We start from the raw sequence: 18,948 nt of genomic DNA, 5'->3' as shown, positions 1-18,948 counted from the left end.
ATGGGGACGACATCTTTTTTCTTATTTCAACTGAGCCTTTGCTTTTGTTGCTAACTCAGCAAATGCTTTTTCATCGTGCACTGCCAAATCTGCTAGCATTTTACGGTTCACATTAATATCGGCTAACTTCAAGCCGTGCATTAAACGGCTATAAGAAAGTCCGTTCAACCGTGCAGCTGCATTAATACGTGTGATCCACAACTTCCGGAAGTCACGTTTCTTTTGACGACGATCACGGTATGCATACAGCAAGGACTTCATTACTTGTCCTTGGGCTGATTTAAATAACGTGTGTTTCGAACCGTAATACCCTTTGGCTAATTTTAATATTTTTTTACGACGACGACGTGCGACATAACCGCCTTTGACTCTTGGCATCGCAAATCCCTCCTTGGTCTATACCGAACTGGTTATTTTTTCTTGTACGTAAGCATTTGACGAATGCGTTTAAAGTCTCCACTATGCACCATTGCTGCTTTACGGAGCTTACGCTTTTGCTTTGTTGATTTATTTGCAAACAAGTGGCTTGTATATGCGCGTGCACGCTTCAAGCTGCCAGATCCTGTTCTTTTAAAACGCTTTGCAGCGCCTTTGTGCGTTTTCATTTTAGGCATAACAATTGTCCTCCCTTATTCATAAACCTATGATTTCTCTGGCTTTGGTGCCATGACGAGAAACATGCTACGTCCTTCCATCTTCGGACGCGATTCAATCACTGCGATATCTTCACATTCTTTCGCTAGACGCTCTAACACGTCACGTCCAATGCTAGAATGGGTGATCGCTCGACCACGGAAGCGAATCGACGCTTTCACTTTATCGCCTTTTTCTAAGAACTTACGCGCATTGCGCAGTTTCGTGTTAAAGTCATTATCTTCAATTGTCGGGCTTAACCGAACTTCTTTTACAGTAATGACCTTTTGCTTTTTCCGTGCTTCTTTGTCTTTCTTTTGCTGCTCATAACGGAACTTGCCGTAATCCATGATCCGGCACACGGGCGGTTTTGCATTTGGTGCCACGCATACAAGATCGAGATTGGCATTTTGCGCCATCTCTAACGCTTCAAATTTTGATTTGACACCAATTTGATCACCGTTTGCGCCAACAAGCCGAACTTCTCGTGCTCGAATCCCTTCGTTAACGAACATATCTTTGCTAATAATGGGCCACCTCCAATAAGATGTAAGTGCAACATCAACACACAAAAAATGTGGACGCAAGACGCCCACATTTCATTCGCTACGAAAACATACATAATGAATGACTAACCTGGCAACGAACGTCAAACAGGTGAGAAGCAGGCGCTTCTTCTTGCTTTATGAAACTTACACTTTAATACTATAGCATGAGGAGAGAGAGATGTCAACGTGATTTTTTACGTATGTGTGCCTGCAAGATAAATGCAGCCACACATACACGTTCATTATTCATGGCGTAATGCTTCGACTGGGTCGAGGTTTGCCGCCTTGTGTGCTGGCAAAATACCAAACAAAATTCCAACGAAAGCCGAGAAACCCGTTGCAATACCGATAACCGGTAGCGACAGTTTTACTTCTGCACCATTTAAGAACGGCTCAACAATCGGTAATAATATGCCGCCAAGTAAGACACCGGAAATTCCCCCTACAATTGTAAGGACGATTGATTCAACGAGAAATTGAAATAACACCTGTCCCCTTGTCGCGCCCATTGATTTCCGAATCCCTATTTCACGCGTCCGCTCTGTCACTGAGACAAGCATGATATTCATAACACCAATACCGCCGACAATGAGGGAGATGGCGGCGACGCCGCCGACGATGGTGGTCATGGTGCTGTCAATAGAGCTGTTGGCTTTGACTTCACTTTCCTTATCAACCACTTCATACACATCCGTCATCTCATTTTCTTGATGCAATAGCTTCACTGCTTCTTTAGCAGCAGATTCTACATTTTCCACTGAATCACTTGAAATCAATACATTGCTGATTTCTTCAAAACCCCACATCGACGATATGTTCTTCCAAAGCGCTTGAGTTACAAACAAACTTTGCATCATCCCTTCTTTCTGAATGACACTTTCCGGCGGCTCAAGCACACCAATGATCTCAACACGATCTGTGCCCAATTGTACTTTTTTTCCTACCGGAGATTCAGAGGGAAAAATTTGCTCGGCTAATTGTGGAGATACAATTGCCTTTCTCGTTCCAATTAAATAATCAGCATCTTGAAACGTCTGACCATCAGCTATTTCAAGATTATATACGTCAAAATAGTCTCGATTTACCCCCGTCACCATGACAGACTCTAACTCTGAATCTTCCTCGTTTTCCTCTCCCTTCTCTCCTTTTTTTAATTCAATTTCTTTTTGCATCATCGGGACAACCGCTTCAACATTAGGTAACTCCGCAAGTTTTTCGAAATTTTCATCTGTGAATGCTCTATAGCCCATCATCATAAATTTTGTAGAATTGGCTTGATCGTCCCATAACTTCATGTCATTGATGCGAATTTCTCGGACATTTTCAGTCCCAATTAACTCCTCTTGCAACTGTGCACGAGCGCCTTCTCCAATTGCAACAACAACCATTGTCGCGGCAATGCCAATAATTATGCCAAGCATCGTTAGTAAAGAACGGACTTTTTGTGCTTGAATTGACTGGAATGCCATCTTAATATTTTCAATGATATTCATCGGTCCCATCCTTTCTAACGATTAAGAGGCAGGAACCTCTTGTATTTGTCCGTCACGGACAAATACCGTCCGATTTGTCCATTCAGCCACTTCTGGTTCGTGGGTAATGATCGCAATGGTTGTCCCAGACTCGTTCAAAGACTGTAGCAATTCCATAATAGTTACGCTCGTCTTTGTATCCAGCGCACCGGTCGGCTCATCGGCCAAAATAATTGTCGGTTCATTCACAAGCGCACGCGCAATCGCAACTCGTTGTTTTTGTCCGCCTGACAAAGAAGCAGGAACATAGTCAGCCCAGTCTAGCAGCCCTACTTTTGCTAATGCTTTATGGGCCCGGACGTAACGCTCACGTTTATCCACCCCAGCATAAACCAACGGCAGTTCCACATTTTTCCATGCTGATAACTTCGGTAACAGATGAAATTGTTGAAATACGAAACCAATCTTCTCATTACGAATCTTTGCCAACTGTCGCTCACTCATCGCGCCGATATCTTGCCCATCAAGAAAATACGCGCCTGTCGTCGGTTTATCAAGACAACCAATAATATTCATCAGCGTTGATTTCCCCGAACCAGAGGGACCCATGATCGTCATAAAGCTGCCTTCTTCAATCGTTAACTCCAGCGGGGACAACACTTGTGAATACGTCTGACCAATTTTAAATGATTTTGTGACGCGCTTTAACTCGATCATGCGCCATCATCCTTATTATCGCTTTGATCTTCTCCACTCTGGTCTTCTTGCTGATCTTCTTCCTTTTCTTCGGCGCCACCCTCTTCAGCTTCATCCATACCTTCGTCTACACCTTCTTCATCCACATTTTCATCATCAAAATCTTCAAAATCACCGAAGCCATCGTCCGCTTCAACACCATCAGCTAATTCGACTTTCATATTGTCTTCAAGTTGAATCGACGGATCGAGCAACAATATGAGTTGATCCCCCTCTTCTAAGCCACTTTCAACTTGAATTTCCATGACATCGTCAGCGCCGCCTTCACTTGGCAAACTCTCTTGATTAATGACGATATCCTTGCGAACAGCGCGACCATCTTCATATACATATACATGGTCGATGCCATCATTTTTATATGCTTCTAGCGGGATCATCATCCCTTCTCTTGTCCCAACAACGATATCCGCGCGTGCTTGGTACCCCGGACGCAGCTCAGATAAATCTTCGCCCCCTATCTCGATGGTAATGGGATATGTAGCTCCTGCTTCTTCTCCCGGATACATATCCATTTCGCCTTCAGATGGGAAATAACCAACTTCAATGACTTTTCCTTCACCCATATAACCGTTTATATCAACATTGACTTCAACATTCTGCCCTTCTTCCACTTGCAACGTCTGATCCTCAGAAATTGTTCCTTTCAGAATGAATTTATTTAAATCAGCCACTTCTATAAGTGTTTGGTCTGTCTGTCCAGAATAAGTGTCAACTGCCTCACCTGGATGATCATTTCTTTTGACGACAGTCCCATTAAAATCACTTTTAACTGTCAAAGCTTCTTTTTTCTTTTTCAATGTTTCTAGCTGTTGCTGTGCTTGTTTTAGCTCACGGTTTGTTGCTTTTCGCTGATTTTCCAGATCTGCTAAACTTTTATCTAGTTCTTTGACAGTCACATCTGGAGGAACCTCAATCTCCTCACCTGTATCTTTATCTGCTTCTTTCTTTGGCTGTACAGCGTCACTTTTCTTTTGTTTTTGAATGTCACTTGCTTGTGTTGATAACTCCGATAACGTTCCTGTATGCGTCTCTACTTCTCCTTGTGCCGCTTCAATCTCAAGGTCAATCTCTTCCGTCGAATACTGCACAATTGGTGTGCCTTTTTTTACTTCATCACCAACTTTAACGAGGATTTTGTACTCCGGCTTATCTTCAGACAACGTCACCACTTGTCTTTGTGATAATTCTAATTGTCCTGAGACAGGAATTGTGATATCTGAAGCACCATGTGAAACCGGTTGTAACATGACTTCTGGTACCCCTTGATTCCCTGCCGCTTCTTTCGAGTTCTTCATTCCAAACACAGAAAAAGTAGCAAGACCTGCCACAAGTACAAGCCCTATCAACACCTTTTTAACAACCATCATACAAGCGCACCTCCTAAATGATTGACCAGAAAGTAGCCAACTAAGCAACCGAATGCCACTAAAATCGCCACAATTTTACGCATGTGCGCCACCTTTACTAGACCAATCGCAATAAGCACTGCAAATACAATTGCAAAAACGTTCAAGGTCGCAAGTAATGAATACCAACCGCTATCGGCATCAACAAAAACAGATGGTGCTGCATATACATACGAGTACGTTGCGTTTACCGTGTTCATAATCATAAAGTGGAAAAATCCAACTGCCAACACGAGCGTCGAAAAAACCGTCATCGCATACAACTGATAATAGGTTACTGGTCGCTCACCTATTTTAGCGACTAACAAAAATAATAGGGAAAGTAATGCTGGACCTCCCGCAAAAGCAGCTAAAATAAGCACACCAAAACCTAAACCTAAAAGAAGATTTTCCGCTTCAGGATTAGCTTTATCTGCGCCACCTTGCCCTCCAAATTCATCAAAACCCATACCCATACCGCCCATGCTATACATATCCATGCCCAAATTATCTTCCGCCGGCGCCTCTTTCGGCTCGAACAGTCCGCCTTGGCCAATGAATGCTGGAAAAATCAAGCCGAGTAACACAATCCCAAGTATTAATAAAACTGCACCAGACACAGCCACTTCTTCCCGCATCCGAACAAACTGTTTCACAGGGCTAATTAAAAATGTTAAAATATTGGCTTTCTCGGGAAAAGTAATCTCTTCCTCAAACCTTGTCTCTTTAAGTGGTTCCATTCTTTATATTCCCCCTTCTATTTTGTTGAATTATTTTCTACGCGATTCTCTATTTTCTATTGATACTTTAATGTGACAAAAAAGTAGTGCAGACTTCTTGAAAATAGTTTATCATCAAATATGTCACACCGTAAAGAAGAATAGCAGATCGTGTATGTACTTTTCGGTTCATACACATAATACGACACATTGTTGTAAACGTCTAGCTTTTCGCAAGCATTTAGACAATTTTACATAATGGGAGGGGATTATAGGTAGTTTCGGAATCATTGCCTTTCACTATGGTGAAAACACAGCAGAAAGTAGCATGCGCTCTTTGATTTCATATTATCGTCCAACACAACCATCACATTTACAATTAAATGTGATATGTTAAGTATCTACTAGTTTTATAATTTGATGCTATTATTTTTAGGAGGCACTTACATGCTTGGGCTTAAAAATGGTCACATTGAACTCACTCCATACAATCCAAAATGGCAGTCACTGTTTCACGAGGAAAAAGAAAGACTACTACAGATGTTGGCACCTTTCAATCCTTTGATTGAACATATCGGTTCAACCGCAATTCCCAGTATTTGCGCAAAACCAATGCTCGATGTGCTCATTGGACTACCGTCTCTCACGATGGCGCAGAGGTTCCCTAAGGAAACACTCAAACAACATCATATTTATCCTTTAGAGAGAGTAAAGATCCAAGGGAAAATTGTTTATGCACAATTTTCTGATGTGGAAGAAGCAATAAAAACGATGGTTTTACATATCGTAGAAAAAGATGGACAATGGTGGCGAGATCACTTATATTTCCGTGACTATTTGCGTACTCATGAGGATGCACGCCTGCGCTATGAGCAGCTGAAAAAACATCTTGCTGAACGCCATGCAACGAACCAAAACGATTACAGTAACGCAAAAGAATCTTTTGTAAAAGAGATTTTGGCAACCCACGAAGGAAAATAGAGGCATCTTCATCACAGCCCTTTCTTTCTATTTCTTCTGTATCCAAGCGGTCAACTCTCCCTTTATCACCGAGAGCAAGTGCTCCCATGGAAAAGAATTCGGGACATTCCTATTTTTTCTCGATTCATACTTTCAAACCAAAGCATCGCTAAAGATGATGCAACTACATGCGGTTATATTCTTGTTACAATACGCTCGAAAAAGAGGCTGCATACAACAGCCCCTTCCTCATTCCATCTATCCAACAACAATATTCACAAGCTTCCCTGGTACAGCAATGATTTTCCGCACCGTTTTATCACCAATCGCGGTTTGCACTTTTTCATCTGCTTGCGCAATTTCCGCCATGTCTTCACGTGACACGTCTTTTGCCATCATCAACTTCACCTTTACCTTACCATTGATTTGCACAACCACTTCTACCTCATTGTCAACAAGGAGTGCTTCATCATACGTTGGCCATTCCGCATAAGCAATCGTCTCACGATAACCAAGCCTTTGCCACAGTTCTTCTGCTAGGTGCGGCGCAACAGGCGAAAGCAACTTGACAAATCCTTCAATAAGCGTTTTTGGTAATACCGCTTGCTTATTGCCCTCATTCACAAACACCATCAGTTGCGAGATCCCCGTGTTAAAGCGCAAAGCTGTAAAGTCTTCGGTCACTTTTTTCACCGTTTGATGATAAGTCCGTGTAAACGCTGCGTCGCCTTCCGCATCTTGCACTTTCTCACTCAGTTCTCCTGTTTCTTCCTGAACAATGAGGCGCCACACCCGTTCTAAGAAGCGCCGAGCCCCGTCTAATCCGTTCGTCGACCACGTCACCGATGCTTCGAGCGGTCCCATAAACATTTCATATAACCGAAGTGTGTCCGCACCGTGGCTTCGCACAATATCATCAGGATTGACGACGTTCCCTTTTGATTTACTCATCTTTTCGTTGTTTTCGCCGAGGATCATTCCTTGGTTAAATAGTTTTTGAAACGGTTCTTTTGTCGGAACAACACCGATGTCGTACAACACTTTATGCCAGAAACGGGCGTATAACAAGTGCAACACCGCGTGCTCTACGCCGCCGATATACGTATCAACTGGCAACCATTTTTTGAGCTTCTCCGGGTCAGCAAGTGCCTTGTCATTGTGTGGATCAATGTAGCGCAAATAGTACCATGAGCTGCCTGCCCATTGCGGCATCGTATTTGTTTCTCGGCGACCCTTCATCCCTGTCTTTGGATCTGTCACTGTTAACCAATCGGTCGCATTGGCTAGTGGAGATTCGCCAGTTCCTGACGGCTTAAAGACGGAGAGCTCCGGCAACTCTAATGGCAATTGCTCTTCAGGGACAGGCGTCATCGAACCATCTTCCCAATGAATCATCGGGATTGGTTCGCCCCAATAACGTTGCCGACTAAATAGCCAATCGCGCAAACGATACGTCACTTTCCGTGTACCTTTTTTATTCTCTTCCAACCAAGCGATCATCTCTGCTATCGCTGCCTCATTCGTTAAGCCATTTAAAAAGTCGGAATTAATATGCGTGCCATCTTCCGTGTAAGCTGCTTCATCGATGTTCCCGCCAGCCACAACTTCACGAATTGGCAATGAAAATGTCCGGGCAAAATCATAGTCACGCTCATCATGGGCAGGGACAGCCATTACTGCACCTGTGCCGTAACTAGCAAGAACGTAATCAGCAATCCAAACCGGGATTTTCTCACCGTTCACTGGATTTGTCGCATACGCTCCAGTAAAGACGCCGCTTTTTTCCTTTGCTAGCTCTGTCCGTTCTAAATCACTTTTTGTTGCTACTTGCTTCTTGTATGCCTCAACTGCTTCTTTTTGTGCTTTAGTTGTGATTTGGTCGACAAGTGCATGCTCTGGAGCAAGCACGACGTACGTTGCACCAAATAACGTATCCGCTCGGGTCGTAAACACGCGCACTGCATGATCTTCGACAGGGAAAGTGACTTCCGCGCCTTCTGACTTGCCAATCCAGTTGCGCTGCATTTCTTTTAAGCTTTCCGGCCAATCTAGCTCATCTAAGTCCGCCAGTAACCGCTCGGCATATTCCGTAATTTTTAACACCCATTGCTTCATGGGACGGCGTTCTACTGGATGACCGCCACGCTCGCTTACGCCATCAATGACTTCCTCGTTGGCAAGAACCGTACCGAGCGCAGGACACCAATTGACAGCCACTTCGTCAATATATGCAAGTCCTTTTTCATATAACTTAATGAAAATCCACTGTGTCCACTTATAATAGCTAGGATCTGTCGTATTAATTTCCCGTGACCAGTCGTATGAAAAACCGAGTTCTTTCATTTGCCGCTTGAATGTCGCCACATTCTCTGCCGTAAAGTCGGCTGGATGGTTGCCTGTATCAAGCGCATATTGCTCAGCGGGTAAACCGAATGCATCCCAGCCCATCGGATGAAGGACATTGTATCCTTGCATTCGCTTCATACGTGCCAAAATGTCTGTCGCTGTGTACCCTTCTGGATGCCCAACGTGCAACCCTGAGCCAGATGGGTACGGGAACATATCTAATACATAAAATGCCGGGGCATCCCCTTCTTCTTTCGTTTTAAATGTTTGCAACTCATCCCAATAACGTTGCCACTTTTGTTCAATTGTTTGATGTGAAAATGACATGTCTTTCGCCTCCTTTGTTAATATAAAACACAAAAAACGCCCTCCCAATAAAGGGACGAGCGTTGTTGACTCCCGCGGTACCACCCACATTAACAGACGTACTGCCTGTTCTCTTACACATAACGGTGTGTGCCGTTAAAGGTTACAATTTCGTTCACCTTTAATACTAAATGGCGAGTTCACATGCGCTGTTGACTGACTCGCACCAACCGTCAGTTCTCTTTTTCCGAGCAACACGTTACTACTCCACTATCATCGTTTTCCATTATGAATGATGTTATTGTATGCGAAAGAGGGGCAAGAAGTCAAGTCAAACAACAAAACTTTGCCTTATTTTTGCATCGCTTTATGCATTGCTGGTTCATAAATCGCTTTTAATGTGTTTACGCTATGCGTGAGTCTTTCTTGCTCTTCATCTGAAAGCGTCATTTCGACCACTGTTCTGACGCCGCTCCGGGCAACAATAGCCGGGACACCGATGCAAACATCATTTTGACCAAATTCGTCATTCAAGAACGTACTTACAGTTAAAATCGCCGCCTCGTTTCCTAAGATCGCTTTTGTAATACGAGCGAGACTCATCGCAATCCCGTAATATGTCGCGCCTTTATGCTTAATGACGGTATACGCAGCATCACGCACATCGAGAAAAATTTTATCCAAATCCTCTTGACAGTACGCATCATGACGTTGCAAGTACTCATCTAATGGGACGTTGCCAATTGTCGCTGTACTCCAAACCGGCAACTCCGTATCACCATGCTCACCAATAATATATGCATGCACATTTTTCACGGAAACATCAAAGTAGTCACTTAACATATACCGCAGGCGTGCCGTGTCCAATGTCGTCCCACTTCCAATGACTCGCCCTTTCGGTAAGCCGCTAAATGCTTGCGTCGCCTGTGTTAAAATATCGACCGGGTTCGTTGCTACTAAGAAAATACCATCAAAACCACTTGCCATGACCTCCGTCACAATGGCTTTAAAGATGACCATATTTTTTTCCACAAGATCGAGTCGTGTCTCTCCAGGCTGCTGACTTGCACCAGCACAAATGCACACAATATCGGCATCCTTACAATCAGCGTATTCACCTAGCCATATATTCGTCGGTTTATTGGCGAATGCTTTTCCGTGGTTTAAATCCATCACATCGCCAAACGCTTTATCTCGGTTCATATCAATCATGACAAATTCCTCAGCAACACCTTGATTCATCATTGCAAATGCATAACTACTTCCGACAGCTCCTGTGCCAATGAGTACCACGCGGGTTCCTTTTTCTTTCATTCGTGAGCCCTCCTGTAGAAAAAAGTTTGTGAATAAATTCACAATATAATTCTATTATGGATCTTTTTGTTTCCGAAAGCAACATGTTTATACATTTATGTATGACAAAATAGCAAACAAGCCTTCTTCTTTAAAAAGCTTGGCTTTAATGCGCTTGTTTTATGCACACTTGGAGGCTATCGTCGTGTAACCATAGCCTCTTATACAAGTCGTACATCTTCAGTTTTCTCTTTTTTCAATGGACAATCATAAAAACGGACGAGCGGCAAGGCACATAAAAGGAGCACACTGATGATCATGAGTAAGACATGCATAGAATAATGGTCAACAATCATGCCACCAAATAAAGGACCAATCATCCGTCCCCCCGTAGATACACTACCAACAATCCCTTGATACATTCCCGACTTCCCGGGTGGTGCTAATTGGCTCGCAATCGTTGGCACCGCTGGCCAAACGAACATCTCACCGAGAGTCAAAATGAGCATTGCGCACAGGAACATCGAAAAGGCACTTGCCTGCGTCAGCACAAGATAAGAAATAGAAAAAACGATGATGCCGGTAGTGACTTGTCCCTTCATCGACAGCTTCCCTTTGTGAATGAGCCATTTCACAAGTGGTTGGGCAAATACAATGAGTAAGCCATTGATTGTCCATAGCAAACTATAATAAGGAAGCGGCAATCCAAGCACTTGCATATGCACACTGACATTTGCTTGCCACTGCGTATAACCGATCCAGCAAATGAGAAAAGCAGCGCAAATGAGTAACAGAGCATGCAGCCGATATTGCTTTTTAAAGGACGTGCGCGCCTGTTGCAGTCGCGCGTCTGCTGTCGTCTGTTGCTGCGCTTTAAATGGTCGGAAAAAAATGACCACAAAAATGAGTAGGCCTACATACATGAGCGCATTGGCAATGAACACATCTGTGAGACGAACCAATGTGATGACGGCAATCAGTGCGGTACCAAGGGAGACACCGACATTTTGGGCAACATAAACGGCATTAAATGGACGACGGCCTCCGTCCGGCCACAAACTCCCTGCGAGTGCGTACATAGACGGCATCATCATACCCGAGCCTAAGCCAATACCGACTAAAAATAATGCATATAATGCATACGTTTCAAAAAAAAGCGCGAGTGAGATGGAAGAAATGACGGCAATTGTGATTGCTGCAACTAATCCTGGATAAACACCGACCTTATCAAACAGTCGTCCGCCAATTAAATTTCCCGTCACGCCTGCAGCTGCATTGAGCATGAGTACAAATCCTGAAGCAGTCAACGATTGCCCTAATACGTCGTGCATGATGACAGCATTTAATGGCCACAGAAAAGACGCACCGGTTACATTGATTACAACAGCAATGATGAGTACCCACATCGACTTAGGCATGTCTTTTCCTCCTCTCACTTATCTACTTACAACATTTTACTTTAACTTATGGTAGTTTAGCTGCTTCAACTAAAAAAGGCAACGAAAATGACTTCGCCTAACCAATGCAATTATGGTACACTCTTTTTGTAGATACTACGCTTCATACTGAACATAAGGAGAGACGGTATGACTACACTATTAGGTCCGATCCCTTTTGCACACACGCTCCTGACACAAACAGTGAAGCAAGGTGATACAGTCATTGATGCGACGGCGGGCAACGGGCACGACACATTGTTTTTAGCAAAAATTGTCGGTGATACCGGGCACGTAATTGGTACAGATATTCAACCGGCCGCGATTGCCCGCACAACGGAACGCTTGAAAACAGCCGGTGTCAATGACCGCGTATCTTTATATTGCCAAGGCCACGAAACATTAGAAGAAATCTCAGCTTTCCGGAATTCGGTGATCGCCGGAGCCATTTTTAACCTCGGCTATTTACCAAGAGGCGATAAGTCCATTACGACTACGGGCAGTGCAACAGTCCACGCACTTCATACCATCTTGTCACAACTAAAGCAACATGGACTCGTTGTCCTTGTCATATATTCCGGACACGAAACAGGAAAAAAAGAGAGAGACACCGTATTAAATAATGTCACTGCCTTATCACAAACCGATTTTCATGTCCTCCAATATGCCTTTATCAACCAACAAAACGATCCACCTTTTGTCATTGCAATTGAAAAAAGATAACCAATGGAAGGGGTCATTATTAATGACGCAATTAGACAACATCTTATCCTTTAATCAAACATTCGTTGCCAATGAAGACTATAAACGTTTCACCACCACAAAATTTCCGGAAAAAAAGATTGTTATTTTAACATGCATGGACACCCGGCTCGTCGAGTTGCTGCACGCGTCTATGAACCTACGTAATGGTGACGCAAAAATTATCCGCAATGCTGGCGCGGTCATTTCTCATCCGTTCGGAAGCATTATGCGTAGTATTTTAGTCGCTATTTATGAACTTGGCGCAGAAGAAGTGTATGTCATCGGTCACCACGGGTGCGGCATGACGGGTTTATCAGCACCATCTATCCTTGAAAAAGCAGAAGGGCGCGGGGTAGACCTTGACCAAATTTCATCACTAGAATATGCAGGTGTCGATATTCACCAATTTTTGTCTGGCTTCGACGATGTAAAAGAAAGCGTGCGCCACAGTGTCGACACGATTGTCCACCACCCACTCCTCCCAAGCGATGTGCGCGTCCATGGGCTTGTAATTGACCCAGAGACGGGCGAGCTCGAGTTATTGGTGCGGGATTTACAGGCGTGATCTGAAAGCTCATCGTTGTTCTAAATAGAAGCTGGTAACCTACTTAACACAGGTTCACCAGCTTCTATCCACCTCACTTCCGCCTAAAAATCCGGCTATTCATTAAGAAAAAGAAAAACGTATGCAGCCCACCTGTCTTAAAAATTTCTTTTGACTGCCCCTTAAGCTCAGGGTCCTTTTGAACTTTCTCGTCCGCCAAATATAGCGCAATGACCCCACGAATCAACATCCGATGAAATTTCGGATCCGGCAACTCAGAAAGGGTCTCTTCTGCTTTCCTAACAAAATACCGGAAACGCTCCTCCATTTGCTCCTTGCTGTCATAGTAAAACAAGAAATTCAACTCATCGTCCGCGATATCTTCTTTTTGGTCAATAAAATAATCAAGCAAAATGTGCATCCCTTGAACGTACGGATAATAGCCATCACAAATCGTTTGTGCAAGCTCCCGAGAGACGTCGGGCTTCGTCGCATACGTTGCCATCGTATAAATCGCTAATGTCGACGCCGTGCACGCCGCAAATTCATACCATGTCATCTCCTCAGGGAGATCATGGCGATGTTTCTCAAAAAACGCTTTTAAGAGTGGTTCACGATCCTCTTTTTTGACATGCTTGTATACTTGCAAGTCGCCATACAAACCACTCATTTTCAGCATGTGCGGCTGAAAGACGGTAAAAGACGGAAATGTCGTGACAATCTTTTGGCAGTTTTCTACTAACGCTTGTAAATAACCGCCGTCGTCTTTCTGCGCGCGATAAGCATAATAATCTTCGTGCGCCACCCCAGGTTGAAGCGCAATGAGCAAAGCATTATGCAACGCCCGAAAATCATTTGGATCCAGTGAGTCACTTTGGTCGCATAGGTTGTCTAAGTAGTCACAAATCAATTGGTAAGAAATAATAAACTGAATAAGCTCTTCAAAATGACCTTGTGCCGCTAACCCATAAACACCGCCACCTTCACAATGAAACTTTTTCCGCGCCAGGGCATCAAGGGCTTGGCTTCGTAATTCCGGATCAGGAATCGTTTGCGCGCGATTTATCCACGCATCATAATGTTTATGAACAGTCGGGACCACCTTTCGATAAATCCGATACAACAGCGGTATTGCAGTTGTTGGTGCTGACAAATAAAAACACTCCTTCTATGTAAACACGACACCTAACATTCCTTATTAGACATCTCGCTTGTCGCATCCACCTCTTTTAGGTTACACTCATTATAACGCTTTTTAACTTTATCGAAAAGGAAGTGCACCTATGATTTCCCGTTATGGTAATCATACACCACGTATTGCATCATCCGCTTTTATTGCTGAGAATGCCTGTATTACCGGGGATGTCACGATTGGCGCTGAATCAAGTATTTGGTTTCATACGGTCATTCGCGGCGATGTCGCCCCAACGATCATTGGGGATCGTGTCAACATTCAAGACCAATCAATGCTTCATCAAAGCCCCAACCGGACATTACTCATTGAAGATGATGTCACTGTTGGACACCAAGTGATGCTCCATAGCGCGGTCATTCGCAAAAATGCGCTCATCGGTATGGGATCGATCGTGTTAGATGGCGCTGAAATTGGAGAAGGGGCTTTTATCGGCGCTGGCAGCCTTGTACCTCCGGGAAAAGTGATCCCACCAGGTATGCTCGCCTTCGGTCGTCCGGCTAAAGTGATCCGTCCGTTAAACGATGAAGACCAGGCTGATATGGCGCGTATTCGCCGTGAATATGTAGAAAAAGGACAAGCATATAAAATTATCCAAAGTGAGAAACAGGGGGAAATTCAATGATCAAGTGGATCAGCAATCTTCTTATTATCGCTGGTGTCATCTCTATCGCTGTATTCGGTTATTTATTTATTAAAAATGAACAACAACAAAAACAATCACTGGCGCAAGCAGAAGAGAACTTGTCAAAAAACAACGCGCCAGAAGAAAATTTTGATATTCAATCTTACAAACCAGAAATGTATGAGGCATTCGCGACAATGGATATTCCTAAATTAGATAAGACATTACCTATTGTTGAAGGAACCGACGCAGACGCGCTTGATAAAGGAATTGGTCATTTAGTTGACTCCGTCCTTCCTGGGCAAGGAGAACAAATTGTCATGTCCGGTCACCGCGACACGGTCTTCCGCCAGTTTGATAAAATTGAGATTGGTGATACCTTTACAATTAACATGCCATATGGATCATACACTTATGAAATTAAAGAAACAGATATCGTCTCAGAAGATGACACATCTGTCATTCGGGAGATGGGTGAAGAAGTGCTTGTTGTGACAACATGTTACCCATTTTCTTTTGTTGGCGATGCGCCCGAGCGTTTCGTTGCGTATGCCTATCCGGTGACTGACTAAGGAAAAAGCCTTATGCTGATATGATATCAAAGCAGCATAAGGCTCGTTTTATATGCAATTACTGTGTTGCGAGTTCAGACTTAAGAATTTCAGCTTTATCCGTCGCTTCCCACGGTAAAGCCACATCATCACGACCGAAGTGGCCATATGCCGCTGTCTGTCTGTAAATTGGTCGACGTAAATCGAGCATCTTAATAATTCCAGCCGGACGCAAATCAAAATGCTTCCGTACCAATTTTACAAGCGTCTCTTCAGCGACACGTCCAGTACCAAACGTGTCAATAGAAATAGACACGGGTTGGGCAACACCAATCGCATAAGCGAGTTGCACTTCACATTTCTCCGCTAACCCTGCTGCAACAATGTTTTTCGCCACGTACCGTGCTGCATACGCACCCGAACGGTCAACTTTCGTTGCATCTTTCCCAGAGAAAGCACCTCCACCATGGCGCGCATAACCACCATACGTGTCAACGATAATCTTTCTTCCCGTTAACCCCGCATCTCCTTGTGGTCCGCCAATGACAAAGCGACCTGTTGGATTGATAAAATACTTTGTCTCCTCATCCAACCATTTACTTGATACAACCGCTTCAATGACATACTTTTTCATGTCTGTTTGAATTTGTTCAAGGGTCACTTCTGGTGCATGTTGCGTTGAAATGACGATCGTATCTACACGCGCCGGCTTACCTTGTTCATCATATTCAATCGTCACTTGCGTTTTCCCATCGGGGCGCAAATAATTAAGTGTGCCGTCTTTACGGACTTCCGACAAACGGCGGGCCAACTGGTGACTTAAAAAGATCGGTAATGGCATGAGCGCGCTCGTTTCATTTGTCGCAAAACCAAACATTAACCCTTGATCCCCAGCACCGATCGCTTCTAACTCCGCATCCGTCATTTGTCCTTCTCTTGCTTCAAGTGCCTCATCCACACCTTGGGCAATATCAGCCGATTGCTCATCAATTGATGTTAATACTGCACAAGTGTCCGCATCAAAACCGTATTTTGCGCGCGTGTAACCAATCTCCTTGATCGTTCTACGTACCACACTCGGAATATCCACATACGTGCTCGTTGTAATTTCTCCTGCGACAAGCACTAAACCTGTTGTGACCGATGTCTCACAAGCGACACGAGCATTTGGGTCTTTTGTCAAAATATCATCTAAAATCGCATCCGAAATTTGATCACAAATTTTATCAGGATGGCCCTCGGTTACTGATTCAGATGTAAATAAATGCCGACTTCTTTCTTTTTCCACTTTACATACTCCTCTCTATTTCTCCGGACTGCTTGGCTCTATGGTATCTCCTTTTTATGTCTACAAGGCGTATCCATAGTCCTCCATAAGCGTTCTAGAGGGGAACTAACAACAGCCTATGCTAACGTTTGCCTCAAAGTTCCAGTAATATTGAGACATACACCTGTACACAATAAAAAACCTTCTCCGCGAGGAAAAGGGTACCTAATGTTTACCATTCGCCTCTTATCGTCCAAGACATATTGTCTTGCAGGTTAGCACCTTTCCACCTCTAAAAGGTGTTGGTTGCTGGGCTTCATTGGGCCTGTCCCTCAGCCGACTCTTGATAAAAGTACTACGTTTACTGGAGTGTTCACCACTTTAACGTGAGCACGTCAGTATGTTGCCCTATTAGTCTAACATAACTCGACAAAAAAAGAAAGGTTGCTATGGATAAACCTTTTTTAACCTGTGTCGAATAAATTTATTACATTTTTGCTCACTTTAGTATGGAATAATGACTATAATGTGTTATACTAAATCAAGACTGATACGTTATACTTGTCCTGATTAAGGGAAGGAGATCAATATGAACATTTTGAACGGCTCAACACAATTAGAACAGTTACTCTCAAGTCAGCATACATTACACAGCCTGCCTGTGCCAACACTTGTTGAACATGCACTCGCTCGCAAAGAAGGTACCCTTACACCAACAGGTGCGCTTTCTGTGGAGACAGGAGCTTATACCGGTAGATCCCCTAATGACAAGTTTATTGTCTCTGAAGACGCGACACGTTCTTCAATTGACTGGGGGAACGTAAACAAACCCATCGATCCCTCTACCTTCAAACGACTATACGAAAAAGTGTTATGCTATTTGCAAGAAAAAGAAGGGTGCTATGTATCAACAGGATACGCAGGTGCTGATGTTACTTACCAACTTCCAATCACATATATTAATGAATTTGCGTGGCACCATCTATTTGCCCGGCAATTGTTTATTCGCACGAGTGATTCAACAGCAAAAAAAGATTCTTTTACAATTGTAAGCGCACCGACTTTTAAAGCAGACCCACTCATTGATGGTACAAATTCTGAGGCATTTGTGATCATTTCTTTTGAAAAACGTGTTGTCTTAATTGGCGGTACTGAATACGCGGGAGAAATGAAAAAAGCAATTTTTTCTGTCATGAATTATTTATTACCTGATCAAATGGTTCTACCTATGCACTGTTCGGCTAACACAAGCAGTGATGGCGAAGTAACATTGTTTTTTGGTCTTTCTGGAACAGGAAAAACAACGTTGTCAGCCTCAAATAATCGTTCTTTAATCGGTGATGATGAGCATGGCTGGTCCGACAATGGTGTCTTCAATATTGAAGGCGGATGCTATGCAAAATGTATTGATCTATCTCGAGAAAAAGAGCCACAAATTTGGGATGCTATTCGATTCGGTACAGTACTAGAGAATGTGTGCTTGCATCCTGAAACACGCCAACCGGACTATCGCGCCCGTATAAAAACAGAAAATACACGGGCTGCCTATCCGCTTGAGCATATTCCAAACGCGATCACACCTAGTATCGCCGGACATCCAAACACAATCATCTTTTTAACTGCCGATGCTTTTGGTGTATTGCCACCTATTAGTAAACTTACAAAAGAACAAGCAATGTATCACTTCTTATCTGGATACACAAGTAAACTTGCCGGCACAGAACGAGGCATTACAAAACCAGAAACAACTTTTTCTACTTGTTTTGGCGCACCTTTCTTGCCACGTGCAGCTGAATGCTACGCCAAAATGCTTGGTGAAAAAATTGAGCATCATGATGTAAGCGTGTTCCTCGTCAATACCGGCTGGTCTGGGGGTAGTTACGGTGTAGGTGCACGAATTAAATTATCCTACACACGCGCGATGGTGGAAGCTGCCATTCAAGGAGAATTAAAACACGTAGACACAATTTGTGATCCATTTTTCGGCTTACACATGCCTGTACGTTGTCCAGGTGTTCCCGATCATCTATTAAACCCACGAAATGTGTGGCAAGATACAGCTGCCTATGACGAAACAGCGACACACCTTGCGCAGCAGTTCCGAGAAAACTTTAAACGTTTCTCTTCAGTCGACACGAATGTTTATCAAGCAGGACCGGTAAAGTAATTTT

18 protein-coding genes, 1 riboswitch and 2 other annotated features are annotated in these 18,948 nt (G+C 43.7%); of the genes, 6 read left to right on the top strand and 12 right to left on the bottom strand.

Features of this window, described 5'->3' with window-relative positions; genetic code table 11:
• Positions 1-21 precede the first annotated feature (21 nt).
• The 7 genes from rplT to NSQ26_RS01515 form a co-directional block, all read right to left on the bottom strand.
• Complete coding sequence (gene rplT, locus NSQ26_RS01545) at positions 22-378, bottom strand: 50S ribosomal protein L20 (protein WP_090775804.1); 357 nt, start codon at positions 376-378, stop codon at positions 22-24.
• 32 nt (positions 379-410) lie between these two features.
• Positions 411-614 carry a 50S ribosomal protein L35 gene (rpmI, locus tag NSQ26_RS01540; RefSeq protein WP_090775805.1) on the bottom strand — a complete coding sequence of 68 codons (204 nt, stop codon included), beginning with the start codon at positions 612-614 and terminating at the stop codon, positions 411-413.
• A 27-nt stretch (positions 615-641) separates the two neighbouring features.
• Positions 642-1,148: a translation initiation factor IF-3 gene (infC, locus tag NSQ26_RS01535; RefSeq protein WP_141769871.1), complete on the bottom strand. Its 507-nt coding sequence runs from the start codon at positions 1,146-1,148 to the stop codon at positions 642-644.
• A gap of 48 nt (positions 1,149-1,196) precedes the next feature.
• Positions 1,197-1,319 (bottom strand) — a sequence feature (ribosomal protein L20 leader region).
• Positions 1,320-1,423: 104 nt separating this feature from the next.
• Complete coding sequence (locus NSQ26_RS01530) at positions 1,424-2,674, bottom strand: ABC transporter permease (protein WP_176763863.1); 1,251 nt, start codon at positions 2,672-2,674, stop codon at positions 1,424-1,426.
• A gap of 21 nt (positions 2,675-2,695) precedes the next feature.
• Positions 2,696-3,370: an ABC transporter ATP-binding protein gene (locus NSQ26_RS01525; RefSeq protein ID WP_499718915.1), complete on the bottom strand. Its 675-nt coding sequence runs from the start codon at positions 3,368-3,370 to the stop codon at positions 2,696-2,698.
• Positions 3,367-4,776 (bottom strand): efflux RND transporter periplasmic adaptor subunit, encoded by a 1,410-nt coding sequence (locus NSQ26_RS01520; RefSeq protein WP_499718914.1) that lies wholly within the window; start codon positions 4,774-4,776, stop codon positions 3,367-3,369. Before NSQ26_RS01520 ends, NSQ26_RS01525 begins: the two co-directional genes overlap by 4 nt.
• Positions 4,773-5,534, bottom strand: a complete 762-nt coding sequence (locus NSQ26_RS01515) for a hypothetical protein (protein ID WP_499718913.1) — start codon at positions 5,532-5,534, stop codon at positions 4,773-4,775. The genes NSQ26_RS01520 and NSQ26_RS01515 overlap by 4 nt, the downstream gene beginning before the upstream one ends.
• 426 nt (positions 5,535-5,960) lie before the next feature.
• On the opposite strand from NSQ26_RS01515, the gene NSQ26_RS01510 reads away from it, so the two are divergent.
• Complete coding sequence (locus tag NSQ26_RS01510) at positions 5,961-6,494, top strand: GrpB family protein (protein WP_499718912.1); 534 nt, start codon at positions 5,961-5,963, stop codon at positions 6,492-6,494.
• Between the two features lie 237 nt (positions 6,495-6,731).
• Here NSQ26_RS01510 and leuS read toward each other — a convergent pair whose 3' ends face one another.
• The 3 genes from leuS to NSQ26_RS01495 form a co-directional block, all read right to left on the bottom strand.
• Positions 6,732-9,146, bottom strand: coding sequence for a leucine--tRNA ligase (gene leuS, locus NSQ26_RS01505; protein ID WP_499718911.1), 2,415 nt, complete (start codon positions 9,144-9,146; stop codon positions 6,732-6,734).
• A gap of 48 nt (positions 9,147-9,194) precedes the next feature.
• Positions 9,195-9,411: a binding site (T-box leader), on the bottom strand.
• Between the two features lie 65 nt (positions 9,412-9,476).
• A complete protein-coding gene (locus NSQ26_RS01500; protein WP_499718910.1) occupies positions 9,477-10,439 on the bottom strand; it encodes an L-lactate dehydrogenase in 963 nt (320 codons plus the stop codon).
• Between the two features lie 200 nt (positions 10,440-10,639).
• Complete coding sequence (locus tag NSQ26_RS01495; protein ID WP_499718909.1) at positions 10,640-11,836, bottom strand: MDR family MFS transporter; 1,197 nt, start codon at positions 11,834-11,836, stop codon at positions 10,640-10,642.
• A 168-nt stretch (positions 11,837-12,004) separates the two neighbouring features.
• On the opposite strand from NSQ26_RS01495, the gene mnmM reads away from it, so the two are divergent.
• Both mnmM and NSQ26_RS01485 read left to right on the top strand, forming a co-directional pair.
• On the top strand, positions 12,005-12,577 hold the full coding sequence (mnmM, locus tag NSQ26_RS01490; protein WP_499718908.1) for a tRNA 5-(aminomethyl)-2-thiouridylate-methyltransferase MnmM: 573 nt from the start codon (positions 12,005-12,007) through the stop codon (positions 12,575-12,577).
• 22 nt (positions 12,578-12,599) lie between these two features.
• The gene (locus NSQ26_RS01485; RefSeq protein ID WP_499718907.1) at positions 12,600-13,163 is read left to right on the top strand and encodes a beta-class carbonic anhydrase; all 564 of its coding nucleotides are present in this window, start codon (positions 12,600-12,602) and stop codon (positions 13,161-13,163) included.
• A 73-nt stretch (positions 13,164-13,236) separates the two neighbouring features.
• Here the strand turns inward: NSQ26_RS01485 and NSQ26_RS01480 are convergent, their stop codons facing one another.
• Positions 13,237-14,295: a tetraprenyl-beta-curcumene synthase family protein gene (locus NSQ26_RS01480; protein ID WP_499718906.1), complete on the bottom strand. Its 1,059-nt coding sequence runs from the start codon at positions 14,293-14,295 to the stop codon at positions 13,237-13,239.
• A gap of 130 nt (positions 14,296-14,425) precedes the next feature.
• On the opposite strand from NSQ26_RS01480, the gene NSQ26_RS01475 reads away from it, so the two are divergent.
• Positions 14,426-14,959 (top strand): gamma carbonic anhydrase, encoded by a 534-nt coding sequence (locus NSQ26_RS01475; protein ID WP_499718905.1) that lies wholly within the window; start codon positions 14,426-14,428, stop codon positions 14,957-14,959.
• On the top strand, positions 14,959-15,531 hold the full coding sequence (gene srtD, locus NSQ26_RS01470; protein WP_245701168.1) for a class D sortase, LPxTATN-specific: 573 nt from the start codon (positions 14,959-14,961) through the stop codon (positions 15,529-15,531). The genes NSQ26_RS01475 and srtD overlap by 1 nt, the downstream gene beginning before the upstream one ends.
• 58 nt (positions 15,532-15,589) lie before the next feature.
• On the opposite strand, the gene metK is transcribed toward srtD, so the two are convergent.
• Positions 15,590-16,798, bottom strand: a complete 1,209-nt coding sequence (gene metK / locus NSQ26_RS01465) for a methionine adenosyltransferase (protein WP_499718904.1) — start codon at positions 16,796-16,798, stop codon at positions 15,590-15,592.
• A 222-nt stretch (positions 16,799-17,020) separates the two neighbouring features.
• Positions 17,021-17,130, bottom strand: a riboswitch (SAM riboswitch).
• 236 nt (positions 17,131-17,366) lie between these two features.
• On the opposite strand from metK, the gene pckA reads away from it, so the two are divergent.
• Positions 17,367-18,944, top strand: coding sequence for a phosphoenolpyruvate carboxykinase (ATP) (gene pckA / locus NSQ26_RS01460; protein ID WP_499718903.1), 1,578 nt, complete (start codon positions 17,367-17,369; stop codon positions 18,942-18,944).
• Positions 18,945-18,948: the final 4 nt, after the last annotated feature.

This window comes from Bacillus sp. FSL W7-1360, from assembly GCF_038592975.1.
Classification (GTDB): Bacteria; Bacillota; Bacilli; order Bacillales; family Bacillaceae_D; genus Shouchella; species Shouchella lonarensis.
This window is presented reverse-complemented; position numbering and strand designations above follow the sequence as displayed.

Coding starts and splice junctions, on each gene's coding strand:
- rplT (WP_090775804.1), bottom strand. CDS start 378: ATGCCAAGAGTCAAAGGCGGTTATGTCGCACGTCGTCGTCGTAAAAAA.
- rpmI (WP_090775805.1), bottom strand. CDS start 614: ATGCCTAAAATGAAAACGCACAAAGGCGCTGCAAAGCGTTTTAAAAGA.
- infC (WP_141769871.1), bottom strand. CDS start 1,148: ATGTTCGTTAACGAAGGGATTCGAGCACGAGAAGTTCGGCTTGTTGGC.
- NSQ26_RS01530 (WP_176763863.1), bottom strand. CDS start 2,674: ATGAATATCATTGAAAATATTAAGATGGCATTCCAGTCAATTCAAGCA.
- NSQ26_RS01525 (WP_499718915.1), bottom strand. CDS start 3,370: ATGATCGAGTTAAAGCGCGTCACAAAATCATTTAAAATTGGTCAGACG.
- NSQ26_RS01520 (WP_499718914.1), bottom strand. CDS start 4,776: ATGATGGTTGTTAAAAAGGTGTTGATAGGGCTTGTACTTGTGGCAGGT.
- NSQ26_RS01515 (WP_499718913.1), bottom strand. CDS start 5,534: ATGGAACCACTTAAAGAGACAAGGTTTGAGGAAGAGATTACTTTTCCC.
- NSQ26_RS01510 (WP_499718912.1), top strand. CDS start 5,961: ATGCTTGGGCTTAAAAATGGTCACATTGAACTCACTCCATACAATCCA.
- leuS (WP_499718911.1), bottom strand. CDS start 9,146: ATGTCATTTTCACATCAAACAATTGAACAAAAGTGGCAACGTTATTGG.
- NSQ26_RS01500 (WP_499718910.1), bottom strand. CDS start 10,439: ATGAAAGAAAAAGGAACCCGCGTGGTACTCATTGGCACAGGAGCTGTC.
- NSQ26_RS01495 (WP_499718909.1), bottom strand. CDS start 11,836: ATGCCTAAGTCGATGTGGGTACTCATCATTGCTGTTGTAATCAATGTA.
- mnmM (WP_499718908.1), top strand. CDS start 12,005: ATGACTACACTATTAGGTCCGATCCCTTTTGCACACACGCTCCTGACA.
- NSQ26_RS01485 (WP_499718907.1), top strand. CDS start 12,600: ATGACGCAATTAGACAACATCTTATCCTTTAATCAAACATTCGTTGCC.
- NSQ26_RS01475 (WP_499718905.1), top strand. CDS start 14,426: ATGATTTCCCGTTATGGTAATCATACACCACGTATTGCATCATCCGCT.
- pckA (WP_499718903.1), top strand. CDS start 17,367: ATGAACATTTTGAACGGCTCAACACAATTAGAACAGTTACTCTCAAGT.